The organism is Nocardioides sp. NPDC101246 (assembly GCF_044767415.1).
Classification (GTDB): Bacteria; Actinomycetota; Actinomycetes; order Propionibacteriales; family Nocardioidaceae; genus Nocardioides.
Window position 1 is genome coordinate 13,107 of record NZ_JBIWNX010000014.1, and the last position, 16,333, is coordinate 29,439.

A 16,333-nucleotide genomic window follows, 5' to 3' on the forward strand; every position below is an offset into this window, starting at 1 on the left:
GGTCAGGACCGTCCGCGCAGCTTGCGACGTCCCAGATAGGTGGAGAGGGCGACGGCGACGAGGAGAGCCATGCCGTTGAACACGTTGGTCGCCCAGCCCTGCGCCCCCATCAGCGTGAGTCCGCTGACTGCGATCGAGACGAAGATCGCGCTGATCAGGGTGCCGACGACGTTGAAGAAGCCGGGCGTGATCGCGGTAGCGCCGAGGAAGACCGCAGCAAGGGCAGGAAAGAGCAGTGAACCACCGTCGACAGCGGTAGCGCTGCCCTGTCGCGCGAGCAGCAGGACGCCGGCTGCGCCCGAGATCGCCGCCGAGGCGACGAACGCGACCCACACACTGCGATCGACGCGTACCCCGACCAGGCGGGCGCTCGCCGAGTTGGAGCCGATGGCGTAGAGCGAGCGACCGTAGGGCGTGTGCTGAAAGAAGTACCAGACCACCACCGCTATCAGGAGCACGACGAGGAACACCACGGGCAGACCCAGCAGCCGGCGCGACCCGAAGGCGATCAACGGCGAGGATCCCTCGAGCACGAAGGTGGTGCCCGCGGAGAACCAGATCGTGATGCCCGAGAGCAACGTCGCCATCCCGAGCGTGGTCACGAACGGACTCATCTTGAACCGCGTCACGAACAACCCGTTCACCAACCCGATCACCACCGCGACGAGCATCGGCACGAGCACGGCCAGCCACAGCGGAAGGCCTGACCTGGCCTGCAGACCGGCGCAGAGCACCGAGCAGAACACCGCGGTCGCACCGAGCGAGAAGTCGAAGAACCCGCACACCAGGGGGAAGAGCGCGGCCAGCGCCAGCAGCGTGACGACGGCGTTGTTGCCCAGGACGACGTTGATGTTGTTGATCGAGGTGAACGCGGCACTCGCCGGCGGCGTCATCGCGAAGAACACGGCCACCGCGACCGTGATCGCGACCAGTGCGTAGCTCTCCAGCAGACGTACGGCGGTGCCGGACCGCGTTGCCGCCACCTGCTTCGAGGGTGGCGCCGAGGACGGCGAGTGGGGTGCCGTCTCCGGCGCGTGCGAGGTGTCGGTCATGACTGCGGACCTTCCGTGGCCGATCGAGTGGGTGCTTTGAGAACGAGAGCGGTGAGATCGTCGACCGTGACGTCGGCGGCGGCGACCTCGTGAGTGAACCGACCGCCGGCGAGGACGACGACCCGATCGCAGACCGCGTGCAGCTCGGCGAGGTCGCTGGAGGCGACCAGGACGCAGGCCCCGCTGGTACGGGCCGTGTCGCGGATGATGGCGTAGATGTCAGCCCGAGACATGACGTCCACGCCCTGGGTGGGTTCATCGAGCAGGATCACGCGCGGGTCGCGCTGCAGCCAGCGAGCGACGACCGCCTTCTGCTGGTTGCCACCTGACATCGAGCTGAACGGCGCGTCCGGCCCGTCGACCTTGATCCCGAACTTGGCGATCAGGTCCACGGCCGTGCGCCGGTAGCGACCGCGTCGCAGGAACCCGCCGCGCCACAGCTCTCGAGTCACGCTCGCGGACAGGTTCTCCGCCGTGCTCAGGTCCGCGAACGCGGCCTCGTGGGCCCGGTCGGCGGGCACCAGTGCGATCCCGGCCGCCATCGCCTCGTCGACCGCACGGGGCGCGAACGGGACGCCGTCGAGGGTCATCCGTCCGGCTTCGGGGCGGATGTCACCGAACACCGTCGACAGCAGTGCCGTCCGGCCTGAGCCGGCCAGGCCGGCGATGCCCACGATCTCGCCTCGGTGGACGGTCAGGTCCGCCTGCACCACCGGGCCGACACGTACGCCGTCGAGACGGAGGACAGGCTCCGCGGTGACGCGCTCGATCGAACCGGTCGGCTCGAGCGCGGCCACCGTACGCCCGGCCATCGCGGCGACGATCTCGTCCTCGGTCGGCGCGGCGTCAACCAGCTGGGCTGCGACCCTTCCGTCACGCAGGACGGTCAGGTCATCAGCGACAGAGAGCACCTCCTGGAGGCGATGGCTGACGATCACGAAGGTCTGTCCGAGATCGGCTCGGCGGCGTACGTGCCCGAGCAGCTCCTCGGACTCCTTGCGCCCCAGCGACGCGGTGGGCTCGTCGAGGACCACGATCCGTCTTCCGTCCTCGTCGTCCTGCAGCGCCCGGGCGATCGCAACCAGCGTCCGGTCAGTCGGGGTCAGCCGGTTCACGGGTGTCCGCGGCGTTCCCCTGATTCCGTAGCTGTCGATCAGCCGAGCGACGCGACGTCGAAGTGCCTGCCAGTCGATCCCACCCATCCGGTTGCGTGGATAGGAGGCGTCGAGCGCGAAGTTCTCCTCCACGGAGAGCTCGTCGAACAGGCCCAGATCCTGATGCACGAATCTCAGCCCGGCGTCCTCGGCCGTGGCCGGGACATAGCTGCTGAGGTCATGGCGCTCACCATGGATCTCGAGCTCTCCCGCGTCTGCGGTATAGACGCCGGCCAGGATCTTGATGGTCGTGCTCTTGCCGGAGCCGTTGCCACCGAGCAGGGCATGCACGGTGCCGCGGCGAACGGTGAGGGCGGCGTCGTCGAGGACCCGCACCGCCGCGAAGCTCTTGCACAGCCCGGCGAGCCGTAAGGCGACGTCCGGCCCGGCTTCCGTGTCCCGGGCGGGCGTCTCGTAGGTGGTCGTCGGCATCGATCAGGCCTTGCCCCAGGCCTTCAGGAAGGCGGACTTCCAGTCCTGGCTGCCGTCGTAGGCGCCCGACTCCGGCAGATTGTGGTCGCTGTCGACCGCCTGGATCTCCTCTCCGATGAAGACCGGATCCTCACCCGCGAGAACGCGGACGGCGGTGTCGATCGATCCCCACGCGCCCCATGCCTGGGCCTGCGTCACCGCGCCGAGCGTGATCCCGTTCTGCGAGCCCGACCTGATCAGGTCGGTCGTCTCGGGGCCGGCCTGGCCGGAGACCACGATGGTCAGGTCCTCGCGCCCGGAGGAGACGATCGCCTGGTAGAGACCGCCCGTCAGATAGCTTCCGATCGGCACCTGCAGCGTGGTCGCTTCAGGGTGCGCCAGCAGTGCGGTGGTCACCTTCTGGACGAACGAGCCATCGGCGCTCTCGGGGTCGGTGACGTCGACGTTCGCCACGATCGTGCCGCCGAGCTTGCCGGCCTCGTCGTTGAAGCCGTCGGTGATCCACTGTCCCCAGGGATTCGTCGTGGCCGTGATGGTGACGGCCTTGAGGTCTCCACCGGTCTGGCCGTACGCCCAGTCGGCTCCGTACTGGCCGAAGGCGCCCCACTGCTGCTGGGCGGAATAGCCGTCGAGCCACAGCCGCTCGGACTTCCACAGCTTCGGGTCGCAGGTGTCCGGGCCACCGCCACCGACCACGACGATGCCCGCGTCGGTGGCCTCCTTGAAGGCGGCCTGCGCGGTCTGGCAGTCGAAACCGACCGGGACGATGACGTCAGCACCACCGGCGACGGCCTGGCGGATCGCGGCCGCGAAGCCGTCGGGGCTGAGCTTGCCGTCGGCCATGTGCGCGCTCCACCCGGCGGCCTCCGCCGCGTCCATCATCGCCTGGGTCGGCGATGCGCAGGAAGCCAGCGACTGTCCGCAGGAGATGACGTAGAAGTTCACGCCCTCCTTCGGCGTGACCGATGTCAGGTCGGCGAGATCGCCGGACAGACCGGCGTACGCCTTGTCCAGTGCGGCGTCGACCTCAGAGGAGGCCGAGGCCTTGGCAGACGGACTCGCGGATCCGGTGTCGGATCCGCAGGAGGCCAGCAGCGCGCTCGAGACGGCGAGCGCCACGGCTCCTGCTGCGTACTTTGCTACGCGTCGAGCACGCGACCGGTTGCGTGCTGCGGGTTTGTGCATCATCACTGCTCCTTGGTTCGGGACGGCGTCGGCGCCGTCTCCATCCGAGACCTGTGACCGGCGTCACTACGGAGACTGGCTGAGCAGTGGCGGCAAGGGAAACAGCCCATGCGAATGCCTGCCATCGGCCGCGAGGGGTGTTGTCATCCTCGAGGCGCAGGGACGACCCTTCAGCGCTGCGGGCCGAGCTCCATGAACGCACGCTGCGGAAGCTCGGCTCGCAGCGCGTCCAGACGCCCGAACAGCCAGCGATGCGCCGGGTCGTAGAGCCGGTCCTCGGCGAACCAGTACCCCTCGGTCAGCAACAGCGTCGGGAACGGGGTCTCCACCATGACCAACCGACTGTCCTGGCCGAGGCGCGTCTGGGCCAGGGCTTCGGGCACAACGGCGACCATGTCGGTGCCCTCGATCACGAACGGCAGCGGCAGGAACCCGAAGACCTGCAGCGCAACCCGTCGTTGGATGTCGAACTGCCCGAAGACGCGGTCCTCCACGATCGGCGTTCCAGGCCCGAAGTTGCCCACGGCATGCGGTAGGTGGGCCAGATCCTCGATCGTCAGGCGCCCGTCGCGCAAGCGTGGATTGTCTCGGTCGACGATGAGCACCATCCGGTCGGTCCACAGCGTCCGCGACCTCCCGGGAAAGCCGAAGCCCGTCGGTGCGATCAGCGCATCGTTCTCGACCAGGATGCGCTCGGAGGAGCGCGAGTCCGGGCCGAGATGACCGATGCTCAGACGCACACCAGGAGCCTCTCGCTCCACCAGCCGCACGAGCGGCTCATGGACCACCGCGATCGCATAGTCGCTCATGGTCAGCTGGAACGTGCGCTCGCTGGTGGCCGGGTCGAAGTCGTCCTCCAGCTCCAGCGCGGCTCCGAGGCGTCGTACGGCGCGCTGCACCTCGGGAAGCAGGTCATGGGCGAACGGGGTCAGCTCGTAGTCCCGGCCCGCGCGCACCAGCAGCTCGTCGTCGAAACGCCGCCGCAGCCGGGCGAGCGACGTGCTCATCGCCGGCTGGCTCAACCCGAGCCGTTTGCCGGCACGGGTCACGTTCCCCTCCTCGAGCAGCACCTTCAGGGGCACCAACAGATTCAGGTCGGCCTTGCCAAGAGACATCGCGCGCTCCTCGTCCGCGGTGTTCCACAACTACGATGGCTATAGTGCCGCCATCATGGTGAACATCGTCACATAGGGGTGCCAGGTGCCGGAGCGGCTTCACGGGGTGGACGCCAATCTTCTGTTCGCCCTCCATGCGCTCCTCGAAGAGCGCAATCTCACCCGAGCAGGCGAACGAATCTCGCTGAGCCAGCAGGCGATGAGCGGCGCGCTGAACAGGCTGCGCAAGCATTTCGGCGACGAGCTCCTCGTCCGAGACGGCCGCGGTTTCTCCCTGACTCCTCACGCCGAACGACTACGGCCGGTCGTGCTGGACGCGATCGAGACGGCCGAGGCTCTGCTCGGCAACCACCGTGAGTTCACCGCCGCCAGCAGCGCCAAACGCTTTGCCGTGAGCATGTCCGAGTACGCCATGACGGTGCTCGCAGAACCGCTGATCCATCATCTGACCGAACGCGCTCCCGGTTGCACTGTCGAGCTCGACCCGCTCGATCTGCAGCCCAACCAGCTCGACAGTCAACTCATGCGGCGGGACCTCGTCATCGCCCCACTCGGGTTCGGGTTCCCCGGGCGGATCCAACCGGTCTTCACCGACGAGCTGGTCTGCCTGGTCAACCGCGACCACCCCAGACTGCGAGACGGCTCGCTCACGCTCGACGATCTCCGCGAGATGCCGCACGCGGTCGCCGAGTTCCTCCCAGCCGGATCCCAGCAGCGTCCGCTCGAGGTCGAGCTCGAGAGAAGCGGGCTGGGCGATCGTACGGTCCTGGTCCGAGTCACCAGCTTGCTGACCCTCCCGTTCGCGGTGTCAGGAACGGACATGTGTGCATTCGTTCCTTCTCGCCTCGCCCGCCGCTGCACCGGCTCGTTCGGGCTGATCGCCGCACGTACGCCCCTGCAACCGATCAAGATCACCGAGGCCGCCCATTGGCATCCTCTCCGGGAGAAGGATCCGGCTGTGCTCTGGCTGCGCCAGCTGCTCTACGACGTGGCCATCGCTGTGGAGGATTCTCTCGGCTGAGACGCGGCTCGCTTCAGACCATGATCTCACTGGCCTGCAGACGCACGACCAGCACCAGGCCACCGCCCTCCCGTGGCTGGGCGGAGACGGAGCCTTGGTGCGCTCGTGCGATCGCCTCGACGATGGAGAGCCCCAGGCCGACGCCACGGTCCACGACCATCCGGTCGTGGTCCAGGCGACGGAACGGCTGGAACAGCCTGGCGACCTCGTACGCCGATACCTCCGGACCGGTGTTGGTCACGACGACCTCGGCATGCCCCTCGCTGCGTCCGCATCGTGCCTCCACCCAGCCACCGGAGATGTTGTGGCGGATACCGTTCTCGACCAGGTTGGCAACGAGACGCTCGAGCAGGATGGCATCGCCCGAGGTGGGTGCCTCGCCCAGGTCCAGGCGCACCTCGACACCCGCCGCGGTGGCCTCGGGAGCGGTAAGGTCGGCGACATGCTCGACGATGTCGGCGAGGTCGACGGGCTGGTGGTCGATCGGCTCGTTCTCGGCGCCGGCGAGGTCGAGCAGGCCGGAGATGAGCGCCTCGTGGCGGGCGTTGAGAGCGAGCAGGTCGCCGCCGAGCGTACGCAGATCCGCCGAGGCGCCCGGCCGGTGCATCGCCAACTCCACCATCGCGCGACCGACCGTCAGCGGCGTACGCAGCTCGTGGGACGCGTTGGCAACGAACCGCCGCTGCCCCGCGAAGGAGCGGTCCAGACGGCCGACCATGGCGTCGAAGGCGTCGGCCAGCTCCTTGACCTCGTCGTCGGGCCCGTCCAGCTCGATCCGCTCCCCCAGACCCATGTCAGCAGCCGGGGCTGCCGAGATGCGGTGAGCGGTGGCGGTGACGACATGGAGTGGGGCCAGCACCCGGCCGGAGATGAACCACGCGAGCACGCAGGCGACGACGAGCACCAGTGCCAGGGCGATCGCACCCTGGATCAGCAGCGACTCCGCCGCCGCGCTCTGCAGGGCCTCGCGCTGAGCGAGCATCCACTCCTGAGCCTGCGTGCCCGTGACGACGTCACCGTCCTGCGTCTGTACGTAGTCGGCATCGAGCAGCCGCTGCACCTCCTCGCCGTCGCCATCGGCGTCTTTCAGTCGGATTCCCTTCACGATCACCGACCCACCGGAACCGAGCTGGTTGACGAAGAGTCCGTAGGTCACCGCCAGCAACAGCGCACCGGCGAGCAGGAAGAGACCCGAGTAGATGAGCGTGAGCCGCGCTCGCAGGCTCAGTCGTCGGGGAAGGATCCTCATCGCAGCCGATACCCCACGCCGGTGACCGTCTCCACCAGCGACGGGTCACCCAGCTTGCGGCGCAGCTTGTGCAGGGTGACCCGGACGGCGTTGGTGAACGGGTCGGCATGCTCGTCCCACACCTTCTCCAGCAGCTGCTCGGCGGAGACCGGCGCGCCGTCGGCCATCATCAGCTCGGCCAGAACCCCGAACTCCTTGCGCGCGAGAGGCACGTAGCGCCCGCTACGGAACACCTCGCGGCGGCTGGGATCCAGGGTCAGGTCTCCATGGCGCAGCACCGGCGGCACCGCCTGGCGCGAGCGCCGTCCGAGGGCCAGCACCCGGGCGGCGAGCTCGGGGAACGCGAACGGCTTCGTGAGGTAGTCGTCAGCTCCCAGGGCGAACCCGGAGACCCTCTGGGTGACCTCGGCAGCGGCGGTCAGCATCAGGACGCGTGCGCCGGAGTCGGACCCCACGATCTGGTGGCAGACCTGGTCGCCGTGGACGACCGGCAGGTCGCGGTCGAGGACGACCACGTCGTACTCGTTGACGCCGACCCGCTTCAGCGCCTCTCCGCCGTCGAGCGCGACGTCGACGGCGTGGCTCTGCTGACGCAGCCATTCGGCGACGGAATCCGCCAGCTGTGGCTCGTCCTCGACCACCAGCACCCGCATCGCCTCACTCCTTCTCGCATCATGACCGGTCCCTCCGGACCAGTCAGCCTGCCGCGTACGGCATTTCCTCGACGTTAACCCGTGCCAGATCACCGCGAAACGCGCTCACGGGTTGGCTGGGGTCGCCGGCCCGGACGCCACCCGGCCGGGCCGGTGCCATCATCCATACTCTCGAGGAGAACCCATGCTCACCCGAACACTCGCCGCCGCGGCGCTGCTCACACTCGGCCTGACCCTGACCGCCTGCGGAGGTGACGACACCGACGCGATCGCCTCGGCCGGTGGCGACAGCACCGCCGACTCCGGGGCGAGCGCAGACGCTGGCGGCGAAGACGCCGCCGAAGGCGGCGACCGCGAGACGATGCTGAAGTACACCCAGTGCCTGCGCGAACAGGGTCTCGAGGTCGAGGACCCGCCGCCGGGCGAGGGCCTGCGGCTCCAGTTCGGTGGTCCCGGAGGCCAGCAGGTCGACCCCAGCACGGTGGACAAGGCGATGCAGGCCTGCCAGGAGTACGCCCCGCAGGGCCAGGCGGCCGGTGGCAGCTCCGGGATGAACGAGCCGATGCTGGAGATGGCGGCGTGCATGCGGGAGAACGGCGTCGAGGACTTCCCCGACCCCGAGCCGGGCCAGATGGGGCTGAAGATCACTCCCGAGATCGCCGAGGATCCGCAGTTCGAGGCCGCCGAGGAAGTCTGCAACAAGATCCTCGAGGACGCCCGCTCCCAGACGCAGGGGGGTCAGGTCTCGTGACCGAGATCGAGGACGCACCCGTCCGCGTGGCGCCCGTCGGAGGCCCTGATCCTGCGACCGCGGAGGCCGTCGCGTCGCCGGCGCGACGGCGCCGCGTCACCAAGATCGCCGGGGTAGGCCTCGCTGTGCTGGCCGTCGCCGGCACAGCGGCCGGCGCCTACACCTACGCCGGACGCGGCGACAGCTCGACCACTCCCGACGCAGTCCCCCAGGCGACGGCCGAGGTCACCCGCGGCACCCTCACGGACGAGATCACCGAGGGCGGCACGCTCGGCTACGGAGCCCTCGTCCCGATCGGCTCCCGCAAGCCAGGCACCGTCACGGCCCTCCCCGACGAAGGAGAGGTCATACGCCGCGGCGAGCCGCTCTTCGAGGTGGACGCCACTCCCGTGCCTCTCCTCTACGGCACCGTCCCCACGTGGCGAGATCTCGCCTCCGGCGCCGAAGGCAGGGATGTCAAGCAGCTGGAGAAGAACCTGTGGGCGCTGGGCCATCGCGGCTTCGACGTCGACGACGACTACACCGACGCGACCGCGGCCGCGGTCGCGGAGTGGCAGGAGGACCTTGGTGTCGAGCAGACCGGGACGGTCCGGACGGGCGACGTCGTGGTCCAGCCCGCCGCGGTGAGGATCGGCGGTCTCTCCGCGAGCCTGGGCGACCAGGCAGGGAACGGCGGCCCGGTGCTGTCGGTGACCGACACCGTGCCCTCGGTGACCGTCACCCTCGACCCGGCCGACCGGCGGATGGCCGAGGTCGGCGCCGCCGTGGAGGTGACCCTTCCCGACGGCACCCGCGCCGCGGGGAAGGTGACCGACGCCGCGACGAAGGTGACCGAGGAGTCGGGTGGAGGAGCCGCTGCCGAAGGCGAGTCCACCACCACGCTCGAGGTGGTCGCGGTGCTGACCGAGAAGAAGGGCCGCGAGACCGCGGCGACCTATGACGCCGCCGCGGTCGACGTCGCCTTCACCGCAGGCGAGCGCAAGAACGTGCTCACCGTCCCGGTCGCTGCCCTCGTCGCCCTCGCCGAGGGCGGCTTCGGAGTCGAGGTCGTCGACGGCACCACCACCGCGTACGTCCCGGTCGAGACCGGGCTCTTCTCCGGCGGACGGGTCGAGATCTCCGGCGAAGGCATCGCCGACGGGACCCTCGTAGGGGTGCCAGGTGAGTGAGCCGATGATCGAGCTGACCGATGTCCACAAGTCGTACGCCGGCGGCGTGCGCGCCCTCGACGGTGTCGGCGTCCGCATCGACGCCGGCGAGCTGGTCGGCATCGTCGGCCCCTCCGGATCGGGCAAGTCGACGATGCTGCACGTCCTCGGCACCCTGGACCGACCGACCTCCGGTCAGGTGAGGATCGCTGGGCACGACGTGAACACGCTCGAGGATGCCCAGCTCTCCGCGCTGCGGGCGAGCCGGATCGGCTTCGTCTTCCAGCAGTTCCATCTCGCCCCGGGAACGACCGCCCTCGACAACGTCGCCGACGGGTTGCTCTACAGCGGCCGTCGATGCCCGGAACGGCGCGAGCTGGCCGCCCGGGCGCTGACCCGGGTCGGGCTCGGCCACCGGCTGACCCACCGGCCGCACGAGCTCTCCGGTGGTGAGAGGCAGCGGGTGGCGATCGCCCGGGCGGTGGCCGGCGGGCCCGCGCTCCTGCTCGCCGACGAGCCGACCGGTGCCCTGGACTCGGCGTCCGGATCCGGGGTGATGAAGCTCCTCCGGGACCTTCATCGCGATGGCACGACCGTCGTGATCATCACCCACGACAACGACATCGCCCGATCCCTTCCCCGACAGATCGGGATCCGGGACGGCCGGATCGTCTCCGACAGCGCGTTGGTGTCGCTGGCGGGTGGTCTCCGATGAGCACGCTGACACCCCGACGGCTCGGTGCCGGCGACCGGCTGCGGGTCGGTGCCGCCGGGCTACGGACCCGGCCGATGCGGGTCTTCCTCTCCTCGTTGGGGATCGCGATCGGGATCGCGGCCATGGTCGCGGTCGTCGGCATCTCCTCGTCCTCGCGCGCCGACCTCGACGCCCAGCTCGACGCGCTCGGCACCAACCTGCTGAGCGCGCAGAACGGCACCACCATGATGGGCGAGCAGGCGGTGCTACCGCTGTCAGCAGAGGCGATGGTCGGCCGGATCGCCCCGGTCACCGACGTCTCCGCCATCGGGGTGGTGCCGGACGCCAAGGTCTACCGGTCCGACAAGATCCCCGCGGCCGAGACAAAGGGGATCGCGGCGTACGCAGCCCGGACGGACCTGCTCGAGACCACCTCCACCGAGCTCGCCCGCGGGACCTGGCTCAACGACTCGACCGCGCAGTACCCGGCCGTGGTACTGGGCTCGGCCGCCGCGGAACGGCTGGGCGTGAGCTCACCGAGCCCTGAGGCCCAGATCCTCGTCGGGGAACGGTGGTTCACCGTCGTCGGGATCCTGGAACCCTCGCCGTTGGTGCCCGAGATCGACTCCGGGGCGTTGATCGGCTGGCCCGTCGCCCAGGAGGTGCTCGACTTCGACGGGCACCCCACCACCCTCTATGCCCGGGCCGCGCCGGATCAGGTGGAGTCGGTCCAGGCAGTGCTCGGTGCCACCGCCAACCCCGAGGCCCCGGGCGAGGTCGACGTCGCCCAGCCCTCTGACGCCCTCGAGGCTCAGCAGGCCGCCGACCAGGCCTTCACCGCTCTGCTGCTCGGTATCGGCGCGGTCGCGCTGATCGTCGGCGGCGTCGGCGTCGCGAACACGATGGTGATCTCGGTGCTGGAGCGGCGTGCCGAGATCGGCCTCCGGCGCTCGTTGGGCGCGACCCGTGGCCAGATCCGCTCCCAGTTCCTGACCGAGTCACTGCTGCTCTCGCTGCTCGGCGGGCTCGCAGGAGCGGCCATCGGCGGCGCAGTCACCCTGGCGTACGCCCTGATGCAGGGCTGGGCCCCGGTGGTCCCGCCGTGGGCGTTGGGAGGCGGGCTCGGGGCGACCCTGGTCGTCGGCTGCATCGCGGGTCTCTACCCGGCGGCCCGGGCCGCACGACTCTCCCCGACCGAGGCCCTCGCGACGCCGTGACGACCGGCGTCACGGATGTCCACGCCCATCTCACCAGTGAACGTGCTGGCGAGATGGGCTGGGCGGGTGAATGGCCCTGTGCCGCTGAGGACGAACTCGACCGGGGCGAGCTCGTGCAGCGGTTTGTCACAGCGCCCTGCATCGGTCACAAGGGATTCGCGGCGATCATGTGTCGCAGCGGTTGCGACAGCAGCCCGCTACAACCGACCGGCGTCGCACCGGGTGCACGTTGTGACGGATTCGTCTTGGACTTCCTTGTCGGGCGTGACGACCGCCACATAAGTTCCCCACCTGTCCCGATCGGGCCGTACGCGGTCGATCGGACCGGAGAGACGTCACTCCTGACCACATCCGTGTCAAAGGAGAGGAACTGAATCGTGTCCACACACGACCTCGCAGAACACCCGGCAGTCGCATCTGCCAGCCGCAAGATCTACAAACGCATCATCGTGCTCTTCGCCGTCATGATGATGCTCAACCAGATCGACCGGGCAAACATCGGCTTCGTCCAGGAGGACCTGGAGGCCAACTTCGGCATCGGCGCCGCCGCCTACGGGCTCGGGGCGGGGTTGTTCTTCATCGCGTACTTCCTCTTCGAGGTGCCCAGCAACGTCCTCATGCTGCGGGTGGGGCCGAAGATCTGGATCACCCGGATCTGTGTGACGTGGGGCGCCATCTCGGCGGCCATGATGTTCGTCCAGGGCGAGACGAGCTTCTACGTCCTGCGCTTCCTGCTCGGCGTCGCGGAAGCCGGCTTCGTGCCCGCGGTCCTCTACTACATCTCGACCTGGCTGCCCAACCGCTACCAGGGCCGGGCCACCGGCACCTGGGCGGTCGGCGCGCTCTTCGCGTACTCCATCGGCAGCCTGGTCTCCGGACCGCTCCTCTCCATGCACGGCGTCCTCGGCCTCGACGGATGGCAGTGGCTGTTCCTCATCGAGGGTGGCGCGACGATGGTCGTCGGGGTCATCGCGTTCTTCCTGCTCGACTCGAAGATCTCCGAGGCGACGTGGCTGACCGAGGAGGAGCGCCGCGAGCTGAGCCTGCAGATCGCCGCAGAGCGTCCGTCCGAGGACGCGCACCGCTCCACCCTGCGCAGCATGGGCACGCTCCTCAAGAACCCGGTCGTCCACCTCTTCATGTGGATCTACTTCGCCGTCCAGATGTCGATCTACTCGACGACGTTCTGGCTGCCCACCGTCGTACGTGATCTCGGCGTCGACGACGCCAACCTCGTCGGGCTGCTCTCGGCCCTCCCGTGGCTGTGCACCATCCCCTACCTCTACTTCGTCTCCAAGCGCGGTGACCGGCACCCTGCCCAGCGACAGGCACTCATCACCACCTCACTGACGATCGCCGCCGTCGGCACCATCGCCGCCGCGCTGGCCGGCTCCTGGCTCGGCCTCGCGTTCATCGTCGTCGCGACCCTCGGGTTCAAGACCGTCGCGCCGGTCTACTGGCCGCTGTTGCGCGAGCGCACCGACCCGATGACCGCGGCCGTGGCGATCGCGATGATCAACTCGGTGGCCAACCTCGGCGGCTTCGTCGCCCCGTACGGCTTCGGTCTCGTCCACGAGGCGACCGGAAGCACCAAGCTGGCGATGCTCGGCCTCGGTGTCTTCATCGCCGCCGCCGCAGGCTTCTCCCTGCTCATCAAGCGGGTTCCGCACTGGCCGGTCGTCGACCGGTCCGCGCTGGAGGACACCGACCTCCCCCAGATCAAACGCTGACCTCGGCCAGCGTCCACAGGTAGCACCAGAACACCAACGAAAGGCAACAACGTGACCTCCACCTTCATCGAGCGGACCAGCGCGACGGTGAGCAGCGAGACCAACGAGCGACACTTCGCCGCGCTCGCGCGCGGCGAGGCGAGCACCGACTCCATCTCCTCCGTGAAGCTCTCGCTCGTCAGCCTGCCGCTGGCCGCCCCCATCTCGGACGCCAAGGTCCTCACCGGCCGGCAGAAGCCGCTCACCGAGATCGCGTTCCTCTTCGCCGAGATCCGCACCGAGGGCGGGTTCGAGGGCGTGGGCTACAGCTACTCCAAGCGAGCCGGCGGCCCCGGACAGTACGTCCACGCCAAGGAGATCGCTCCCGAGCTCATCGGCGAGGACCCCAACGACATCTCCCGCATCTGGAACAAGCTCGTCTGGGCGGGCGCATCCGTCGGCCGCAGCGGGCTGTCCACCCAGGCGATCGCTGCGATCGACATCGCTCTGTGGGACCTCAAGGCCAAGCGTGCCGGGCTGCCGCTGGCCAAGCTCCTCGGCGCCCACCGCGACTCCGTGCAGTGCTACAACACCTCCGGCGGCTACCTGTCGATGTCCATCGAGCAGGTCGTCGAGAACACCCGCGCCTCGGTGGAGCGGGGCATCGGCGGCATCAAGATCAAGGTCGGGCAGCCCGACACCGACATCGACCTGGAGCGGGTCGCCAAGATCCGTGAGCAGCTCGGCGCCAAGTTCCCGATGATGGTCGACGCGAACCAGCAGTGGAACCGCAGCACCGCGGTCCGGATGGGTCGCGCGCTCGAGGAGTTCAACCTGACCTGGATCGAGGAGCCGCTCGACGCCTACGACTCCGAGGGGCACGCGGACCTGGCCCGTGAGCTCGCCACCCCGATCGCCACCGGGGAGATGCTCACCAGCCTCGCCGAGCACGCCGAGCTCATCAACGCGCGCTCGGTCGACTTCATGCAGCCCGACGCTCCGCGCGTGGGCGGCATCACGCCGTTCCTCAAGATCATGGCCATGGGTGAGGCCGCGAAGATCCGGATGGCACCACACTTCGCCATGGAGATCCACCTCCACCTCGCGGCGGCGTACGAGATCGACCCGTGGGTGGAGCACTTCGAGTGGCTCGAGCCCCTCTTCAACGAGAAGCTGGAGATCCGAGACGGCCGGATGATCGTCCCCAACCGTCTCGGCCTCGGGTTCAGCCTCAGCGACCAGGCCCGGGCATGGACGCTCGACTCGGCTCAGATCACCTCGCGATCCTGAGTCACGACCCTGAGCAACCACAGGGCCGGGACGACGCTCACCGCGTCGCCCCGGCCCTGGCTCGACCGCTCAGATCCTCAGGGGTGAGAGGTTTGGAAACCCAGCCGTCGGGAGATGACCGCAGCGGTCGCTGCCACCACCGGGCCGAGCTCGTCCGCCCGCCGACGGATACGCGGAAGCGGACCGGACGCGCTGATCGCCGCCACCGGGCGGCCCGCCTCGTCCAGGACGGCGGCACCACATGCACCGGTGGCCGTGGTGGTCTCACCGGCATCGATGGACCAGCCGCGTCTGCGAGTCAGCGCGAGGTCCCGCTCGAGATGAGCGCGCCCGACCAGCGACGCAGGGGTCTCCTGGGTGAGCCGGAGCCGTGGCAGCAGACGGGCGAGGTCCTGTTCCGGGAGAGCGGCGAGGTAGGCCTTGCCGACCGAGGAGCAGTGCATCGGACGTACGCCACCCACACGGAAGCTCGCCGGGCTCGGACGTGGGCCGGGCTCACGGTGCACGAAGATCATCGACGTGCCGGACGCGATCGCGAGCCCGCAGGTCTCACCGGTCAGCTCGACCATGTAACGCAGTGGCTCCGGTGCGGCGTGAGCCACCCGCGAACGCTGCAGGACCGAGAGACCGAGGCGGAGCGCCTCGGTTCCGACGATCCAGTGCCCGGGCTCGGTCTCGTGCGGCTGCACCAGGCCCCAGGTGTGGAGCCGTGCGACCAAACGATAGGCCGTGCTCCGGGTCGTGTCGGCCGCCTCGGCGAGCTCGGCGATCGACGCCTCGTGCATGGTCGCCAGGTGACGAAGGATCAGGACGGCACGATCCAGCGTGCCGGCACCCGAGCCCGCCTCACCCATCCCGGTCACCCCGGGCGGGCACGGGTTCGCGGGGAAGATATCCCAGCCTGCTCGAGATCAGATCGGCGGTCGCCCGCACCCTGGGGCCCATCTCGTCGAGCTCGGCCTGCATGCGGTCGGCGAGACCGGCCACGCTGATCGCGGCGATGGGGGCCCCGGTGTGGTCCCGGATAACGGCGCCACAGCAGCAGCTGGACGGGTCGAACTCCCGCATGTCCTGGGACCAGCCGCGCTCTCGGGTCTCGGTGATGATCCGGCGGAGGTCGGGGAGCTCGTCCACCGTGACGGGTGAGTCCGCGGACATGGCGAGCTCGTCCAGCAGGCGGTGCATCTGGTCGTCCGGGAGGGCCGCGAGATAGGCCCTGCCGACCGAGGTGCAGTGGAGGGGCCGGCTCGCGCCCAGCTCAGCGGAGACTCCCACGGAGTGAGGGCCGCGTTCGCGCTCGACGAAGACCATGGACAGCTTGCTGGGTACGGCCAGGCTGACGGTCTCCCGGGTCGCGGCCAACAGCTCGCGCAGCGCCGGGACTGCAACATCCCTCAGCCGGCTCGAGCCTACGGCTGCCGCCGCCAGCTGAGCCGCCGCCGGACCGAGCCGGAGATCCCCTGGACGACCGTCCTGGGCAAGCCACTGCTGCTGACGCAACCGCTCGGCGAGCCGGTAGGTCGTCGAGACGCTCAGCCCGAGCGCATCGGCCACCTCGCCCGCCGAGGCCTCACGGTGTCGGGCCAGGTAGGACAAGATGGCGAGACCCCGGTCAAGAGCACCTGCAGGCGGTTCGGTGGGCGTGGAAGCCATGTGCCAAGCC

At 69.3% G+C, this 16,333-nt stretch carries 15 protein-coding genes; 7 read left to right on the forward strand and 8 right to left on the reverse strand.

From position 1 onward, the window contains the following. Nucleotides 1–2: 2 nt before the first annotated feature. From ACIRON_RS23385 to ACIRON_RS23400, 4 genes are all read right to left on the reverse strand, one after another. Nucleotides 3–1,052, reverse strand: coding sequence for an ABC transporter permease (locus ACIRON_RS23385; protein ID WP_402995946.1), 1,050 nt, complete (start codon nucleotides 1,050–1,052; stop codon nucleotides 3–5). Next, nucleotides 1,049–2,638, reverse strand: a complete 1,590-nt coding sequence (locus ACIRON_RS23390) for a sugar ABC transporter ATP-binding protein (RefSeq protein WP_402995948.1) — start codon at nucleotides 2,636–2,638, stop codon at nucleotides 1,049–1,051. Before ACIRON_RS23390 ends, ACIRON_RS23385 begins: the two co-directional genes overlap by 4 nt. Before the next feature lie 3 nt (nucleotides 2,639–2,641). After that, a complete protein-coding gene (locus ACIRON_RS23395; protein WP_402995950.1) occupies nucleotides 2,642–3,757 on the reverse strand; it encodes a sugar ABC transporter substrate-binding protein in 1,116 nt (371 codons plus the stop codon). 236 nt (nucleotides 3,758–3,993) lie between these two features. Next, a complete protein-coding gene (locus ACIRON_RS23400) occupies nucleotides 3,994–4,938 on the reverse strand; it encodes a LysR family transcriptional regulator (protein ID WP_402995952.1) in 945 nt (314 codons plus the stop codon). 85 nt (nucleotides 4,939–5,023) lie between these two features. On the opposite strand from ACIRON_RS23400, the gene ACIRON_RS23405 reads away from it, so the two are divergent. Continuing rightward, nucleotides 5,024–5,959: a LysR family transcriptional regulator gene (locus ACIRON_RS23405; protein WP_402995953.1), complete on the forward strand. Its 936-nt coding sequence runs from the start codon at nucleotides 5,024–5,026 to the stop codon at nucleotides 5,957–5,959. Between the two features lie 13 nt (nucleotides 5,960–5,972). On the opposite strand, the gene ACIRON_RS23410 is transcribed toward ACIRON_RS23405, so the two are convergent. After that, entirely contained in the window at nucleotides 5,973–7,208 is a 1,236-nt protein-coding gene (locus ACIRON_RS23410; protein WP_402995955.1) for a sensor histidine kinase, read from the reverse strand. Continuing rightward, nucleotides 7,205–7,861, reverse strand: a complete 657-nt coding sequence (locus tag ACIRON_RS23415) for a response regulator transcription factor (RefSeq protein ID WP_402995957.1) — start codon at nucleotides 7,859–7,861, stop codon at nucleotides 7,205–7,207. Before ACIRON_RS23415 ends, ACIRON_RS23410 begins: the two co-directional genes overlap by 4 nt. A gap of 184 nt (nucleotides 7,862–8,045) precedes the next feature. Here ACIRON_RS23415 and ACIRON_RS23420 point away from each other — a divergent pair, with 184 nt between their 5' ends. The 6 genes from ACIRON_RS23420 (at nucleotide 8,046) to ACIRON_RS23445 (ending at nucleotide 14,670) form a co-directional block, all read left to right on the forward strand. Beyond that, nucleotides 8,046–8,612, forward strand: a complete 567-nt coding sequence (locus tag ACIRON_RS23420; RefSeq protein WP_402995959.1) for a hypothetical protein — start codon at nucleotides 8,046–8,048, stop codon at nucleotides 8,610–8,612. Beyond that, a complete protein-coding gene (locus ACIRON_RS23425) occupies nucleotides 8,609–9,781 on the forward strand; it encodes an efflux RND transporter periplasmic adaptor subunit (RefSeq protein WP_402995961.1) in 1,173 nt (390 codons plus the stop codon). Before ACIRON_RS23420 ends, ACIRON_RS23425 begins: the two co-directional genes overlap by 4 nt. Before the next feature lie 4 nt (nucleotides 9,782–9,785). Next, a complete protein-coding gene (locus tag ACIRON_RS23430; protein WP_402996257.1) occupies nucleotides 9,786–10,475 on the forward strand; it encodes an ABC transporter ATP-binding protein in 690 nt (229 codons plus the stop codon). Beyond that, nucleotides 10,472–11,671 (forward strand): ABC transporter permease, encoded by a 1,200-nt coding sequence (locus ACIRON_RS23435; RefSeq protein ID WP_402995963.1) that lies wholly within the window; start codon nucleotides 10,472–10,474, stop codon nucleotides 11,669–11,671. The genes ACIRON_RS23430 and ACIRON_RS23435 overlap by 4 nt, the downstream gene beginning before the upstream one ends. A 377-nt stretch (nucleotides 11,672–12,048) precedes the next feature. Further along, entirely contained in the window at nucleotides 12,049–13,401 is a 1,353-nt protein-coding gene (locus ACIRON_RS23440; protein ID WP_402995965.1) for an MFS transporter, read from the forward strand. A gap of 51 nt (nucleotides 13,402–13,452) precedes the next feature. Next, on the forward strand, nucleotides 13,453–14,670 hold the full coding sequence (locus ACIRON_RS23445) for a mandelate racemase/muconate lactonizing enzyme family protein (protein WP_402995967.1): 1,218 nt from the start codon (nucleotides 13,453–13,455) through the stop codon (nucleotides 14,668–14,670). Nucleotides 14,671–14,747: 77 nt separating this feature from the next. Here the strand turns inward: ACIRON_RS23445 and ACIRON_RS23450 are convergent, their stop codons facing one another. Further along, nucleotides 14,748–15,524 carry an IclR family transcriptional regulator gene (locus ACIRON_RS23450; protein WP_402995969.1) on the reverse strand — a complete coding sequence of 259 codons (777 nt, stop codon included), beginning with the start codon at nucleotides 15,522–15,524 and terminating at the stop codon, nucleotides 14,748–14,750. Then, entirely contained in the window at nucleotides 15,517–16,323 is an 807-nt protein-coding gene (locus ACIRON_RS23455; RefSeq protein ID WP_402995971.1) for an IclR family transcriptional regulator, read from the reverse strand. Before ACIRON_RS23455 ends, ACIRON_RS23450 begins: the two co-directional genes overlap by 8 nt. Between the last annotated feature and the right edge of the window lie 10 nt (nucleotides 16,324–16,333).

Coding starts and splice junctions, on each gene's coding strand:
- ACIRON_RS23455 (WP_402995971.1), bottom strand. CDS start 16,323: ATGGCTTCCACGCCCACCGAACCGCCTGCAGGTGCTCTTGACCGGGGT.
- ACIRON_RS23420 (WP_402995959.1), top strand. CDS start 8,046: ATGCTCACCCGAACACTCGCCGCCGCGGCGCTGCTCACACTCGGCCTG.
- ACIRON_RS23415 (WP_402995957.1), bottom strand. CDS start 7,861: ATGCGGGTGCTGGTGGTCGAGGACGAGCCACAGCTGGCGGATTCCGTC.
- ACIRON_RS23435 (WP_402995963.1), top strand. CDS start 10,472: ATGAGCACGCTGACACCCCGACGGCTCGGTGCCGGCGACCGGCTGCGG.
- ACIRON_RS23400 (WP_402995952.1), bottom strand. CDS start 4,938: ATGTCTCTTGGCAAGGCCGACCTGAATCTGTTGGTGCCCCTGAAGGTG.
- ACIRON_RS23430 (WP_402996257.1), top strand. CDS start 9,786: ATGATCGAGCTGACCGATGTCCACAAGTCGTACGCCGGCGGCGTGCGC.
- ACIRON_RS23450 (WP_402995969.1), bottom strand. CDS start 15,524: ATGGGTGAGGCGGGCTCGGGTGCCGGCACGCTGGATCGTGCCGTCCTG.
- ACIRON_RS23385 (WP_402995946.1), bottom strand. CDS start 1,052: ATGACCGACACCTCGCACGCGCCGGAGACGGCACCCCACTCGCCGTCC.
- ACIRON_RS23410 (WP_402995955.1), bottom strand. CDS start 7,208: ATGAGGATCCTTCCCCGACGACTGAGCCTGCGAGCGCGGCTCACGCTC.
- ACIRON_RS23390 (WP_402995948.1), bottom strand. CDS start 2,638: ATGCCGACGACCACCTACGAGACGCCCGCCCGGGACACGGAAGCCGGG.